Origin of the sequence: Actinomyces viscosus, assembly GCF_900637975.1 — a bacterium.
GTDB classification, from domain to species: domain Bacteria; phylum Actinomycetota; class Actinomycetes; order Actinomycetales; family Actinomycetaceae; genus Actinomyces; species Actinomyces viscosus.
Genome location: NZ_LR134477.1, coordinates 3000613 through 3013702 on the forward strand (window position 1 = coordinate 3000613; position 13090 = coordinate 3013702).

The following is a 13090-nucleotide window of genomic DNA, read 5'->3' on the forward strand; positions in this document are numbered from 1 at the left end:
GGTTGCCAGGTGATAGCCGGGTGGGCCGGGCGGATCAGGCGTCATGTTCTCAGGTTCTGGCGGCCGGAGTCACGCGGGAGGGATTCTCATCGCTCAGGGCATGACTGGCTCGCGACCGCGCAGTGGTCACGACCGGTCGGCGCAATGACGCGGCTGGTAAGGCTCAGAAGTCACCGCCCCCGTCGAAGAAGCCGCCACCGCCGCCGAAGTCACCGCCCCCACCGAAGAAGCCTCCGCCACCGCCCCAGTCGTCGTCGTGGTGGGAGCCGCCCCAGCCGCCGTAGCTGTGTCCACCGCCCAGCAGCAGCCCGCCCAGCAGGAGGGAGCCCAGGTCGAGGCCGCCGCCCGAGCGATCGTAGCCGCCGGAGTGGTTCTCGTCGGAGTGCGGGGTCCATGGGCTCGACGACGACCCGCGCACGTCGGCCTCGGCCAGGGCCTGGGCCTGGGCCACGAGCGGCTCGGCCGCCGCGACCTCCGCCAGGGCCGCCACCGGGTCGGTGGTCTGGATGGTCGTGGCGGCCGTGGCGTGGCGGGCGGCCTCACTCAGCGCGGTGCGCGCCGAGGGGCCCACCGCGCCGCGGTAGGTGGTGATGTAGGAGGTCACCGACTCCACCTGCGAGTTGAGGCGGGCCAGGCGCGAGCCCAGGGAGGCCCGGGCGCGCGAGTCGTTCTCCTCGCGCTCGCGGGCCGGGGCCAGGGCGGCGTCGATGGCGGCCTCGGCCCGGGCCAGGTGGTCCAGGGCGGCCAGAGGATCACCACTGGGCGAGCTGCCGCTGGCCTGACGGCCCTCGGCGACGGCGGCCTCGGCGTCGGCCACGAGCGGGGCCAGGGTGGCCGCCGGGACCGATCCCTCCAGGCGCTTGGCGTCCACCAGGTCCGAGGAGATCGAGGCGATGGCGGCCTCCAGGTCCTTCGCCGCGCTCTGGAGGCGCTCACGGGCGCCGGTGACCTGGGCGGCCAGCTCGCCGGCCTGGGCGATCGAGCCCTGGGCGATGCGCACCTGCTCCACCGCCGTCGCCTCCTGGGAGGCCTCGACGCTGGCGCGGGCCTGGTCCAGGGCGGTGCGCCCGGCGGTCAGCAGGCGGCGGGCCTGCTCGGGAGCCTGGGCCACGCTGGTCAGGGAGGAGGCGGGATAGGCGGCACTGAGCGTCACCAGGATCGTCTCGGCCATGACGATGGCCTGCTCGGTCTCGTCGGCCCGCTGGGTGGTCTCCGCGATCGACGTCGGCAGGTTCGCCTCGATGCCGCGCCGCTTGTTGAAGGCCTCCTCCTGGGCGCGGATCTCGCTGACAGCCTCCGAGCAGTGCTGGAGGATCTCGGTGTACATCTGCCGCTGCTGCGGCTCGGTCTCAGGGATGTCGTCGTCGAGGATCTTGCGCAGCTCGAAGCACCGCGACAGGTGCTTGCGGGCGCTGTCCAGGGCGGCGGTGAAGGCGTCCGTGGCCGACAGCCCGAACTGCGCCTGCGCGTAGGACAGCTCCTCGGCGGCGGCGCGCACCGTGTCGTCGGCCTGGACCAGGGCGCTGCCGGCCTGGGTGCGCAGCTGCTCCACCGTCATCGCGGCGGGGCCTGCGGCCGGGTCCCCGGGGGCGCCGCCCGCGGCGGCCTGCTTCCTGCGCTTGCCGAACAGCATGTCGTCGTTCTCCTTGTTCTTCCTGCGCTTGTACACCGTCCAGGCGGCGGCTCCGCCCGCCGCGACCGCTCCTCCGCCCAGCAGGAGCGGGAGGGCGGAGGAGCCCGAGCCGCTTGAGTCGCTTGAGCCGGAGGACCCGGACATGTTCTCCGGGATCGCCGTGACGGCGGCGTCGTAGTTGCCGGCGCTCAGCTGCTCCTTGACGGCGGAGTCTATCCGCCGGTAGTCGGACTCGGAGAACTTCGAGGAGCTGCTGTGCGCCTGCAGCTTGTAGCTCTTCGATGAGCCGTCCGAGGGGATGTTGATGACCAGGAGCATATCGTCCTGACCCAGGTTGGAGGCCTTGAAGGCCTGCTCGGCGATCGCCGAGGCCTTGCGGCTGGAGTCGGAGACGGTGAGCACCCACAGGCCCACGCCGTGCTTGGAGGACATGGTGTCCACGGCCTGCTGAGCCTTGGAGGCGTCCAGGATCCCCAGGTCGTCGGTGACGTGCTTGGTCAGGGTGGTCGACGCCGCCGGGAGGGCACGGGGCGCGGCCGGCGAATCGGCTGCAAGCGCCGAGACGGAGGAGGCGGGGCGCAGGGACGCGGCGCCCGCCGCCGTCGGTGCCGCCGCGGCGCTCGCGGAGACTCCCAGCAGCCCCAGGACGGCCACCGTCGCGGCGCCGGAGGCGGCCAGGTGACGCAAGGGACGGGGGCCGGGGATCTGTGGGTGCTTCATCCGGGCCATGGTCCCCGCAGGGCGCGGGTGTGAGCAAGTCGTTTCGCCTCGGGCGGCAGGAGCCCCGGCGCGTGCACGTCAGGGACGCGCTCGATGGGGGAAGACGGGCATGTGACGGAGGCGGCCGATGTGCCGGCTGATGGCTGTGCGACGCCGCCCGGAAGAAACGAGCTAAACGAGCTAATGGTGCTTGCGGTCGAATCGATATCAGGCGTACTGTGTCGGTTGTTTCTTGACGGTAACGATCCTGAGAGGTTGTCGGCTGTCGGGCCAGTTGAAGTGGGATCATGACCAGGCGACATCTGCCGTATCGAGCCTGGATGCGGCGAAGAACGATATCAGCGGGGACTCGGTGACGTCGCCGAAGGGGTGCGGGTGGTCTGCGTCCTCGGCGTCGACGGTGGTGTCGAACCTGCAGTCACGATTGTCCAGCCTTCAATCACGCATTCCGACGATGTCGACGAACCTGTCAACAGCCGATAAGAACATGGGGGCGGTGGACTCGCAGAGCGCCAGCAGCGTGCCGTCGCCGGCTGTGCCTCCCTCTCACATGACGAGTTCGGGGCCTCTGACAACTCGAGGCTCTTCCACCAGTTCAGCGCCGGGCCCGGGTGCCGGAGGAGTCACGCCGCAGTTCTCGGTTCCTCAATCGGGGTCGTCAGGCACAGGAGGGGCGGGGCGCTCTACCGCGACGCGGCCGACGTACCCGACAACGGGTTCAGATCCACTCCGAAACTGATGACAAGTACTCCTGGGTTGAAGGAAGACGATTATGGCTATTGACACGCATCTGGATGCGACGCCGTCGGAGATCACGGAGTCGGCCACCGCGATAGGAAACATTGAGACGAATGTTGATAACGCTGAGGATGACCTGATCAGCGCTCGGAGGAGTGCCTGCGAGCTTGAGGGGCAAACGGCACTCAATATTTCGATCTCGATCAGCTCGGCAGTCAATGACTGTGAGGACCTGGTCTCCGATCTGAGCAGTTACAAGAACGCGCTGACCGACTTTGCTTTCGCAATGAGCAGGGTGAAGACGGACCTGGAGGGAATCCGCAGCAGAGCAAGTGGTGGCGGGCTGACGCTCAACGGGGAGAGCATCGGGGAGCCGACGAGCTCCTTCCCCCTGGGACCCGACCCCAGTAATTCTGCAGAGGTGCAGGCCTTCGACGAGGAGCAGAAAAAGATCACTCTGTACAACACCCTGGATACCGAGACGAGCGACATTCGCGACCGGGAGACCGAGGCGCGCCAGGCCTTCGCCGATGCGTGCTCAAGGATCACGGATGGGCATCCCGTTACCCAGGCCGTGGCAAGCACGGTCGGAGGGTATGTTGCGCCCAACACCAAGGACGGCGGCTGGCGGGCTGCCGCCGGAGTCGGTACATGGGCAATTAGCCGGACCGGTGATGGTGTTTCCCTGGTCGAGGCAGCAGGGCTGCGCGCGAGTGGCGCGAGCGTGACTCGTAGGGTGACTGTGGGGGTTAAAGAGAACATGCCCTCGCACGACCTTGCTAAACCGAACGATTATACGCGTGCGGTGAAGGTGAATCGTGACGTCACAACTGAAGCCGGAGGTAAGGGGACGAGACAGTGGAGGCATGCCCTCAGTGACCGTAAGCTCTCGAGCTGGTCCGTGCCGGAGGGGGCCGAGGGGTCGAGAGCGGCGAAGGCCGTCGACCTGGCGCGCAAGGTTGGTTCCAGCGACGCCCTGAAGTGGGCCGGCAGGGCCGGTACTGCGGTGAGCTTCGGCGTCGATGCTTATCAGCAGTGGGAGAAGGACTCCCACAATCCGTCGATCAGCCAGGGCGAGAAGGTCGCCCGGGCGACGGTGGCCGGGGGTGGCTCGGCCGCCGGCAGCTGGGCCGGTGCGGCCGTCGGTGCCTGTGTCGGTGGTCCGGTGGGTGCCGTGGTCGGTGGCGTCGTCGGTGGAGCCATCGGGTCCGGTGTCGGTAAATGGGCGGCTGGTAAAGCGAATGATTTCTTTCATGATTTGTGGCATTGATCGCATTTCTTGTGAGGTGAGTCGCTGTGGGTGAAGATATTTTATTTGGGACTATCAGCATTTTGCTGGGAGTGTTTGCGATTGCGGCCTGGTGGTTTGCGATGTTTTCGGGCGGCGACTGGGGTGAGGCGGCTCGTGAGATGCTGTCGGGTGCCTTCAGCCTGGGGCGCAACACCATTGCGGTCATCGAGCCCGCTGTGGGGTTGTTTTTTTTGTTTGGAGGATTGTTGGGGTTGGCTGATCCTTTTGGGGTTGATGGCGACAGTCCCATCAGGTTTCTTTTTGGTATCCCTACCATGGTGTCGTTGGTGGTGGCGGTGCTGGGGTTGATTCCGGTGCGGCTGCCGGGGCCAATGTACCCGGAGTGGCATGAGGAGAGGCGCTGGCTTCGCGCGGAGCAGGCCGACTGGGAGGCCAGGTACGGCTCTCGTGATGGGGGTGAGAAGTAATGGGTGCTGCCCAGCGGCTAAGACCGGTGAGCTTGCTTGGGTCGAGGCGTTAGCGGGTGGCTCGGCCGCCGGCAGCTGGGCCGGGGCGGCCGTCGGTGCCTGTGTCGGTGGTCCGGTGGGTGCCGTGGTCGGTGGCGTCGTCGGTGGGGCTATCGGGTCCGGGGCTGGAAAGGCATTTGCTGATCTCGCAAATAAGGGTATTCATAAATTATTTCATTGATCGTTATTGTTGCGAATTTCCGGGATGTGAATGAGTGTGTTTTACGGTATTGTAGGCATTCTTATGGGGGGCTTTGCGATTGTGTCCTGGTGGTTTGCGATGTTTTCGGGCAGTGACTGGGGGGAGGCGGTTCGCGAGATGCTGTCGGGGGCCTTCAATTTGGGGCGTAACACCATTGCGGTCATTGAACCTGCTGTGGGAGGCTTTATGCTATTTGGTGGCTGTGGGGTGATCGTCGACAATGCTGGTTTAGAGGATACGGGAATTTGGTGGTTCTTCGTTTTTGCTCTTCTGACTTGCTTGGTGGTGGCGGTGTTGGGGTTGATTCCGGTGCGGTTGCCGGGGCCGATGTACCCGGAGTGGCATGAGGAGAGGCGCTGGCTTCGCGCGGAGCAGGCCGACTGGGAGGCGAGGTACGGCGCTGGGGCGCATGATGAGGATGACGAGGAGCACCGGGAACCCGGCTGACCTCCGTGGACGACGCTCGCGCCGACGGCTCTCAGTGTGCGGGTGTGAGCAAGCGGGTGTGAGCAAGTCGTTTCGCCTCAGGCGGCACGCGCAGGCCTGTCGCCGGTTGCGAGCAACCGAACCACCGGCAGAATGTCACCCATGACAGACACGCTCACGATCACCGTCATCGAGCCCGAGGAGCTCGCACCTGTGGGACGCCTGGGGGAGTGGCTCTTCGCCGAGGGGGCCGCGCTGCGCATGGTGCGCCCCTGGCAGGGCGACCCCGTCCCGTCCCTGGATGAGGTCGGTGACGGCCTCGTCGTGCTGGGCGGCTCCATGAGCGCCCACGACGAGGGCGACCACCCCTGGCTGGCCGACCTGCGTGAGCTGCTGCGCGACGTCGTCGCCGAAGACGTCCCCACCATCGCCATCTGCCTGGGCGCCCAGGTGGCCGCCGAGGCCCTGGGCGGCACCACGGCCGTACCGGCGCTGGGCAACGACGAGGTCGGCGTCGTCGAGCTGACCATCACGGCCGCCGGCGAGAGCGACCCGGTCTTCGGGGAGGTGGCCGCCGAGACCATCCGCGCCGCCCACCGCGCCGGGATCTCCACCTCCGACGGCACCCGCTTCCCCGTCATCGTCTCCCACCACGACGCCGTCACCCACCTGCCCGAGGCCGCCGTCCTCCTGGCCTCCTCCGACCGCTCCCCCGTCCACACCTGGAGGGCGGGTCGGCTCCTGGCCTTCCAGCACCACCCCGAGTCGGATCCGGCGCGCGTCGCCTACTGGCGCACCCGCGACGCCCTGAACGAGCTGGCCGGCAGCATGGACGCCGCCTCCCTCGCGGCCGCGCGCGACGCCCTGGAGGTGGCCGCGGGCCGCAGCTCCGCGCCCGGCGCGGCCGGGACCCACGGGGCGACGGCGGCGGACCTGCCCGAGTCGGCCGCTAGCGCCGGGGCCGCCGCCCGCGAGGAGGCCGAGGGCGTCGACCCCGTCATCCAGACCTTCGGTCGCACCCTGGCGCGGGTCCTCGTGCGCAACGTGCGCGCCCGCCGCCTGGCGCGCTGAGTCTGCCGCTGAGCCCGCCGCCGGAGCCGCTGACCCTGCCGGTTCGCGCTGCCGGTCCGTCCGTCGTCGGGCTCAGAGGTCCTCGGCGTCGGTGATGGCGTAGGCGTAGCCCTGCTCGGCCAGGAAGCGCTGCCGGTGCGCCGCGTACTCCTGGTCGGCGGTGTCGCGGGCGACCACCGTGTAGAAGTGAGCCTGACGGCCGTCCTCCTTGGGCCGCACGATCCGGCCGAGCCTCTGGGCCTCCTCCTGGCGCGAGCCGAAGGAGCCCGAGACCTGGACGGCGACGCTCGCCCCGGGCAGGTCGATGGAGAAGTTGGCGACCTTGGAGACCACGAGCGTGCGGATCTCACCGGAGCGGAAGGCGTCGTAGAGGCGCTGGCGCTCGCGCACCGTCGTCGAGCCGGTGATGACCGGGGCGTCCAGGTGCTCGGCGATCTCGGTGAGCTGGTCCACGTACTGGCCGATGACCAGGGCCGACTCGCCCTCGTGGCGGGCCAGGAGGGCGTCGATGATCGGCAGCTTGCGCGGGGAGGAGGCGGCCAGGCGGTAGCGCTCCTCGGGCTCGGCGGTCGCGTAGGCCATGCGCTCGCCGGCGTCGAGGGTCAGGCGCACCTCGGTGCAGATCGCCGGGGCGATCCAGCCCTGGTTCTCCAGGTCCTTCCAGGGGGCGTCGTAGCGCTTGGGGCCGATGAGGCTGAAGACCTCGTCCTCGCGGCCGTCCTCGCGCACGAGGGTCGCGGTCAGGCCCAGGCGGCGGCGCGCCTGCAGGTCCGCGGTCATCCGGAAGATTGGGGCGGGCAGGAGGTGGACCTCGTCGTAGACGATGAGCCCCCAGTCGTGGGAGTCCAGCAGGTCCAGGTGCGGGTAGACGCCCTTCCGCTTGGTGGTCAGGACCTGGTAGGTGGCGATCGTGACGGGGCGGACCTCCTTGCGCGAGCCGGAGTACTCGCCGATCTCCTCCTCGGTCAGGGTGGTGAAGCGGATGAGCTCCTCCTTCCACTGACGCGCCGAGACCGCGTTGGTGACCAGGATGAGGGTCGTCGTCGAGCTCTTGGCCATGGAGGCGGCGCCCACGAGGGTCTTGCCGGCCCCGCAGGGCAGGACGACGACGCCGCTCCCTCCCGCCCAGAAGCTCTCCACCGCCTCGCCCTGGTAGGGGCGCAGCTGGAAGGTGTCGGGGGAGTCGGTCAGGGTGATGGGGTGGGCCTCGCCGTCGACGTAACCGGCCAGGTCCTCGGCCGGCCAGCCCAGCTTGATGAGCACCTGCTTGAGGTGGCCCCGCTCGGAGGGATGCACGACGACGTCGGCGTCCCCCAGCCGGGTCCCCAGCAGGCCCTTGGTGCGCTTGGAGCGCATGACCTCCTCCAGGACCGGCACGTCGGTGGCGTGCAGGACCAGGCCGTGGGCGGGGTCGGTGATGAGCTGGAGGCGGCCGTAACGGCCCATCGTCTCGGCGATCTCGGTGAGCAGGGCGTGCGGCACCGGGAAGCGCGAGTAGGTGATGAGGACGTGGACGACCGTCTCCGCGTCCAGGCCCGCGGCGCGCGCGTTCCACAGGGCCAGCGGGGTGATCCGGTAGGTGTGGATGTGCTCGGGGGCCCGCTCCAGCTCGGCGAAGGCGGCGATGGCGCGGCGGGCCTCGGCGGCCCCGGGGTGGGCGACCTCCAGGAGGACGGACTTGTCGGACTGGACGATGAGGGGGCCGTCGGGGGCCGACGACGCCGGTGACGCAGAATCGCTGGGCGTGGCGGACATGGGCGGGAGTATCCCAAGGAGGGGAGCCGGGCCGCCGTGACGGACAAGACGTTCCTCTTCCAGCGGGAGGCGACTGGAAACGGTGAATGCGAGATCGTGTCCAAATCTGTCACAAAGGCGCGAGACGGGCTCCGGTCTGCGAAAGAAAACCGCATGATTCTGCGGATCATGTCGTTGGTAGTAGGGGTGCTCAGGTCCCTTTGTGACAGATATGGACGCCACTGCTCTGCATCCCCGCTCCCGGCCCTGTCCGTGAGCAGGGACCGGGGGCGTATTTTTGTGCGGATGAGCCCTTCCGCCTCCACCCAGGACCTCGCCGTGCACCTGACGGCGCTGCCGGACCGCGAGGTCGCCGCCCTGCTGGCGGCGCGCCCGGACCTGGCCGCGCCGCCGTCCTCCTCCTTCCTGGCGCTGGCGACCCGGGCCGGGGCACAGGGCAGTGTCGAGCAGGCACTGGCGGGGCTGGACGCCCCGACGCTGGCCGTGGCCGCGGCGGTCGTGGCGTTGGACGGCCCCACGGGGGCGGAGGAGTCCGGGCAGTTCAAGGAGACCGAGGGGGTCGAGGGGGTCGAAGGGGTCGAAGAGACCGGCGCTGCCCAGGCCGCCGAGGGGGAGGGGGCCGGCGGAGATGATGAGCCGGCCGACGTCGAGACTGCCCGCAACCTCGCCGGGCTGATCGCCGCCCACCTGCCGCTGGAGACCGAGCAGGTCGCTCAGGCCCTGGAACGCCTGAACCGGCTGGCGCTCGTCATCGAGGGCCGCCCCGTGGCGGCGCTGGAGACGGTCTTCGGGCCGCACCCCTTCGGCCTGGGGCCCTGGGCCGCCGAGCCTCCGAGCGCCGAGCAGCTGCCGTCCACCCTGGAGGAGCTGGAGGAGCTGGAGGAGCTGAGCCGGGCCGCCGACGAGCCGCCTGTCCCGGCCGCCTCGGTCGAGATGCTGCAGGCCCTCACCTGGGGCCCGCCCGCCGGCACCCTGCGCGCCGGTGGGCGGGCCCCAGGGGCGGCGCCGCTCATCGAGCGCGGCTGGCTGGAGCGCAGCAGCGACTCCCGGGGCCGCACCCGCTTCATCCTGCCGCGCCAGGTGGCCCTCGCCCTGCGCGGCGGCCTGCTGACGCGCGAGGACCTGTCCGCCCCCGAGGCGAGCGAGCTGGAGACGGTCGGCGGCGACGTCGTCGCCTCCGAGTCCTCCTTCCACGCCGAGGAGACCGTCCGGCTCGTGGCCGCGCTCCTGGAGGAGTGGGGCCGCGAGGGCGGGACGATCCGCCGCAGCGGGGGAGTGAGCGTACGCGCCCTGGCCCGCACCGCCGAGGCTCTGGGCCTGGAGACCGTTGAGGCCGCGCGCGTCATCGAGATCGCCGCGGGCGCCGGGCTCCTGGGACTCGACGACGACGGCGCCACCTGGGTGCCCTCCGCCCTGGCCGCCGGCTGGCTCGCGGACAGCCTCCCCCAGCGCTGGGCGCCGCTGGCCCTGGCCTGGACCGTCAGCGCCCGCACCCCCTGGCTAACGGGCACCCGCGACGACGACGGTGTACTGCGCGCCGCCCTCGGCCCGGACCTGGAGGCCGGCTGGGCCGCGCGCCTGCGCGCCCGCGTGCTTGCGCTCCTGGGAGGCCTGCCCCCGGGCACCAGCGCGACGCCGGCCTTCGTACGGGCGGCCCTGACCTGGGAGAGCCCGCGGCGCACCATCCCCGGCGGGGCGATCTCCGCGGTCCTGGCCGAGGCCGAGACCCTCGGAATCACCGGCGGCGGCGCGTTGACCGAGGCCGGCCGGATCCTCGCCCGACGTGCGGCGGCGAGCCTCGACGAGCCGGATGCCGCCAGTGACGACGTCATGGGGAGCGAGGGCAGCGCCAATGGCGCCGGTAGTGCGTCTGGCGGCGCTGCCGGGCAGGCGCCGTCGGATGAGGAGGCCCTGGGGGCGCTGGAGGCCGCGCTCGCCGCGGACCTGCCGGCCGCCGTCGACATGATCCTCGTCCAGTCCGACCTCACCGCCATCGTGCCGGGTCGGCCCGCCCCCGAGCTGGGCGCGCTGCTGGAGCGCACGAGCGTCGTGGAGTCGCGCGGCGGGGCGCTCACCGTGAGGTTCACTCCCGAGTCGGTACGCGGCGCGCTCGACGTCGGCTACAGCGCTGAGGAGATCGTGGAAGCCATCGGGCGCTACAGCCCCGCGCCCCTGCCGGACTCACTGACCGTGCTCATCCAGGACGCGGCCCGCCATCACGGGGCCGTGCGGGTGAGGGCCGTGGCCGCGCTGCTGCGGATCGGCGACGAGGCCACCGCCGCCGGGATCATGGCCGAGCCGCGACTGAAGGACCTCGGCCTGGCTGAGGTGGCGCCCGGGATCCTCGTGGCCACGGCGAGCGCCGGCCAGGTGCTGCGCGAGCTGCGCGCCACCGGGTTGGCGCCGGTGACCGAGGACGCGGACGGGCACCTGGTGGTCGGGCCGGCCACCGCGCAGCAGGCGCGCCGGGCCCCCGAGCCGTCACGCCCCGGCAGCGAGCACTCGGTGCGACGACGTCGGCCGAGCCGGCGCGAGCTGGCGATCCTGGTGGGGAGGCTCCGCGTGGGGCAGGAGGCGATGCAGGCCGCCGGGGAGGCCGCGGTGGCCACCGACCCCGTGCACGCCCTGGCGGTGCTGCGCCAGGCGCAGTCCTCGCGCTCGCGGGTTCGCCTGAGCCTGGCGGGTCCCGACGGCGCCGTGCAGGAGCGCCAGGTGCGGGTCATGGCCGTCGAGCCCGGGCGGGTGCGGCTGCGCGACGTCGTGCGCGAGACCGAGCTGACCGTGGCGGTCCACCGCATCGTCTCGGTCGAGGCGGGGTGACGGACGGCCCTGGCAGCCCCTTCCGCTGCAGGCTCGCACCGAGCCCCGTCGCCTGTGGATACTGCATCCGGCCTCGCTCCAGTTCCCGGTCCCCGGGTGTGTGGAGGTTGTTCCCGCGCCTGATGGCGGCCGGTTATCAGGCCGCCCCGGTCCCCGAGTGTGGGAGGTTGTTTCGGCTGCGTGATGTCTGCTCGCATCCCGACAGATGAGCTGGCACGGATTGAGGAGGGATGGACGGTCTCGGCGTGGGCTGAACGGGCTCTGTTCAGGCCCTCTGAGGTCCGGGCCGGTGCCCCGCCCAGGAGGGGTGGCTGACGGTGCTCGGTTGGTCGTGGACGCACCATAGGGTCCGGCGACTGCACCCTCGGGGCCCGTCCACGGGGCCTATGGTGCGTCCGCGGTGCAGATGAGGTCCTGTCTGTGGTGGTGAAGGTGGTCGTCTGTCGTCTGTCTTGCCGCGGAGCGTCCGTGGGTTAGTGGCCTTGGGCTTCTTCGGCGTCGTCGGTGAGGTAGGTGACGATGCGGACGAGGTCGTAGGGGGTGGAGGTCTCGGTGGTGGTGATGGTGCCGTCGATGGTGCGCCAGGTGGTTTCGCCTTGGGGGCGGTATCGGGTGGTCCAGGTGGTGGTCAGGGTGGTGGTGACGGCGGTGGCGGTGTGCTGGTAGTAGTGGGTGACGCTTTGGTGGGGGTAGGGATGGCCGGGGTCGGTGGTGGTCAGGGTGGTGCCGTCTCCCCAGTCCCAGGTGTAGGAGGTGGGGGTGAACTCGACGTCGATGGGGGTGTTCAGGATGGTGGTGGTCTGGTAGCGGGGGCTGGGGTCGGTGTAGACGATGAAGGCCTTGGAGATGATGACTCTGGGGCCGGGTGGTTGGCGGGTGATGCCGGAGCCCTGGGCGATGAGGGTGGCGGCCTGGCGGGTGGTGACGGTGATGGTGCGGGGCCCACCGCCCCCGTCGGCGGGTTCCTGGGGCTGAGAGGGGTAGCGCATCAAGTTGCGCATGCAGTCGATGTCCGGGATGTGGCCGCCGTTACTGACGCAGTCCTCGTGGGGCTGTTCCTCCCACATCGAGGGGTCCGACGCCGTCACAGCCGGGCGGTCCTGACTCGGCACCCCACCGGGCTCCGAGCCGGGAAGCTCAACGCTTTCAGACGCTTCTCCGGTAAATCCTGTCCTGTCCCCGGAGTTCTTGCCGCCGATAGTAGGGGTATCTGGGTGAGGTTCGCTTCGAGCTGAGGTGGCTGGAAGTAATGCAAGAGAGGAAATTAGTGTCATTGTGAGAAGACATCTCATTTTGAAATCACCTCCCCTTCGCCGATCATCCAGCGTCCATTGACGTATCGAACACCGAACTTGAGCTCCTGATCCTCAATTGGCTCAGCAGTCTCTAGGTTTTCGCCCGGGTGGCACCAGGTCATTTGTCCGTAGTTGATGTGGACGTGAATGAGGTTGTAATTGTAGCCCTCGAGTTTTTCGTAGTAGCGGATGTTCGTGATCTCCTGCTCCCACTTGTTCGCCCAACCTCCACCTTCATGGAGCTCGGTTGCTTGGTCGATGACTGATTTGCAGAAGACACAGACGTCTTCGCTCATGGCGGCGAGCTCGGTGGTGTCGCCGGTCATGAAGGCGTAGCGGTAGAGGTCGAGGAAGTAGTAGACACTGCCTGCTGCGCCCTGCGCGGTCTCCTCATCCATGTGCAGAGGCTTGACGGGTGCGGGTTCGGCTAGGGCGGTGTCGCGCTGGGCCTTGAGCTCGGGGGGCAGGGCGGCCTCGCGGGAGGCGGTCGCGGAGGCCTGGGCGTCGACCAGGCCCTGCTCGGCCCGGGCGATGGCCGCCGAGGCGCTGGCACTGGCACTCACACTGGCCTCAGCCTTCGCGTCCCTCAACGAGCAGGCAGCCGTACCCAGTGCCAGCGCGCACACCGCCACCAGGCCGGCCGCCACGCGACGGGGCCTGCGACGCGCCCCA

9 protein-coding genes are annotated in these 13090 nt (G+C 69.7%); 5 read left to right on the plus strand and 4 right to left on the minus strand.

Annotated features, from left to right (window positions below; genetic code table 11):
- Positions 1-163: 163 nt before the first annotated feature.
- The gene (locus tag EL340_RS12755) at positions 164-2353 is read right to left on the minus strand and encodes a TPM domain-containing protein (RefSeq protein WP_126414942.1); all 2190 of its coding nucleotides are present in this window, start codon (positions 2351-2353) and stop codon (positions 164-166) included.
- Positions 2354-3125: 772 nt separating this feature from the next.
- On the opposite strand from EL340_RS12755, the gene EL340_RS12760 reads away from it, so the two are divergent.
- The 4 genes from EL340_RS12760 (at position 3126) to EL340_RS12780 (ending at position 6548) form a co-directional block, all read left to right on the plus strand.
- The gene (locus EL340_RS12760; protein WP_126414943.1) at positions 3126-4361 is read left to right on the plus strand and encodes a hypothetical protein; all 1236 of its coding nucleotides are present in this window, start codon (positions 3126-3128) and stop codon (positions 4359-4361) included.
- A 26-nt stretch (positions 4362-4387) separates the two neighbouring features.
- A complete protein-coding gene (locus EL340_RS12765; RefSeq protein WP_164719396.1) occupies positions 4388-4810 on the plus strand; it encodes a hypothetical protein in 423 nt (140 codons plus the stop codon).
- A 250-nt stretch (positions 4811-5060) separates the two neighbouring features.
- Positions 5061-5498 carry a hypothetical protein gene (locus tag EL340_RS12775; RefSeq protein WP_126414945.1) on the plus strand — a complete coding sequence of 146 codons (438 nt, stop codon included), beginning with the start codon at positions 5061-5063 and terminating at the stop codon, positions 5496-5498.
- 141 nt (positions 5499-5639) lie between these two features.
- Positions 5640-6548, plus strand: a complete 909-nt coding sequence (locus EL340_RS12780; RefSeq protein WP_126414946.1) for a type 1 glutamine amidotransferase — start codon at positions 5640-5642, stop codon at positions 6546-6548.
- Between the two features lie 72 nt (positions 6549-6620).
- Here EL340_RS12780 and EL340_RS12785 read toward each other — a convergent pair whose 3' ends face one another.
- Entirely contained in the window at positions 6621-8303 is a 1683-nt protein-coding gene (locus tag EL340_RS12785) for a DNA repair helicase XPB (protein WP_126414947.1), read from the minus strand.
- A gap of 285 nt (positions 8304-8588) precedes the next feature.
- Between EL340_RS12785 and EL340_RS12790 the strand changes: the two genes are divergently transcribed.
- Complete coding sequence (locus tag EL340_RS12790) at positions 8589-11123, plus strand: helicase-associated domain-containing protein (RefSeq protein ID WP_232023083.1); 2535 nt, start codon at positions 8589-8591, stop codon at positions 11121-11123.
- A gap of 473 nt (positions 11124-11596) precedes the next feature.
- On the opposite strand, the gene EL340_RS12795 is transcribed toward EL340_RS12790, so the two are convergent.
- Positions 11597-12415 carry a zinc transporter gene (locus EL340_RS12795; protein ID WP_408608550.1) on the minus strand — a complete coding sequence of 273 codons (819 nt, stop codon included), beginning with the start codon at positions 12413-12415 and terminating at the stop codon, positions 11597-11599.
- Complete coding sequence (locus EL340_RS12800; protein ID WP_126415503.1) at positions 12412-13050, minus strand: DUF6318 family protein; 639 nt, start codon at positions 13048-13050, stop codon at positions 12412-12414. The genes EL340_RS12795 and EL340_RS12800 overlap by 4 nt, the downstream gene beginning before the upstream one ends.
- Positions 13051-13090: the final 40 nt, after the last annotated feature.

Excerpts from the sequence above, each read along its gene's own strand:
- EL340_RS12755 (WP_126414942.1), bottom strand. The coding sequence starts at position 2,353 with ATGAAGCACCCACAGATCCCCGGCCCCCGTCCCTTGCGTCACCTGGCC.
- EL340_RS12760 (WP_126414943.1), top strand. The coding sequence starts at position 3,126 with ATGGCTATTGACACGCATCTGGATGCGACGCCGTCGGAGATCACGGAG.
- EL340_RS12775 (WP_126414945.1), top strand. The coding sequence starts at position 5,061 with ATGAGTGTGTTTTACGGTATTGTAGGCATTCTTATGGGGGGCTTTGCG.
- EL340_RS12780 (WP_126414946.1), top strand. The coding sequence starts at position 5,640 with ATGACAGACACGCTCACGATCACCGTCATCGAGCCCGAGGAGCTCGCA.
- EL340_RS12785 (WP_126414947.1), bottom strand. The coding sequence starts at position 8,303 with ATGTCCGCCACGCCCAGCGATTCTGCGTCACCGGCGTCGTCGGCCCCC.
- EL340_RS12790 (WP_232023083.1), top strand. The coding sequence starts at position 8,589 with ATGAGCCCTTCCGCCTCCACCCAGGACCTCGCCGTGCACCTGACGGCG.
- EL340_RS12795 (WP_408608550.1), bottom strand. The coding sequence starts at position 12,415 with ATGAGATGTCTTCTCACAATGACACTAATTTCCTCTCTTGCATTACTT.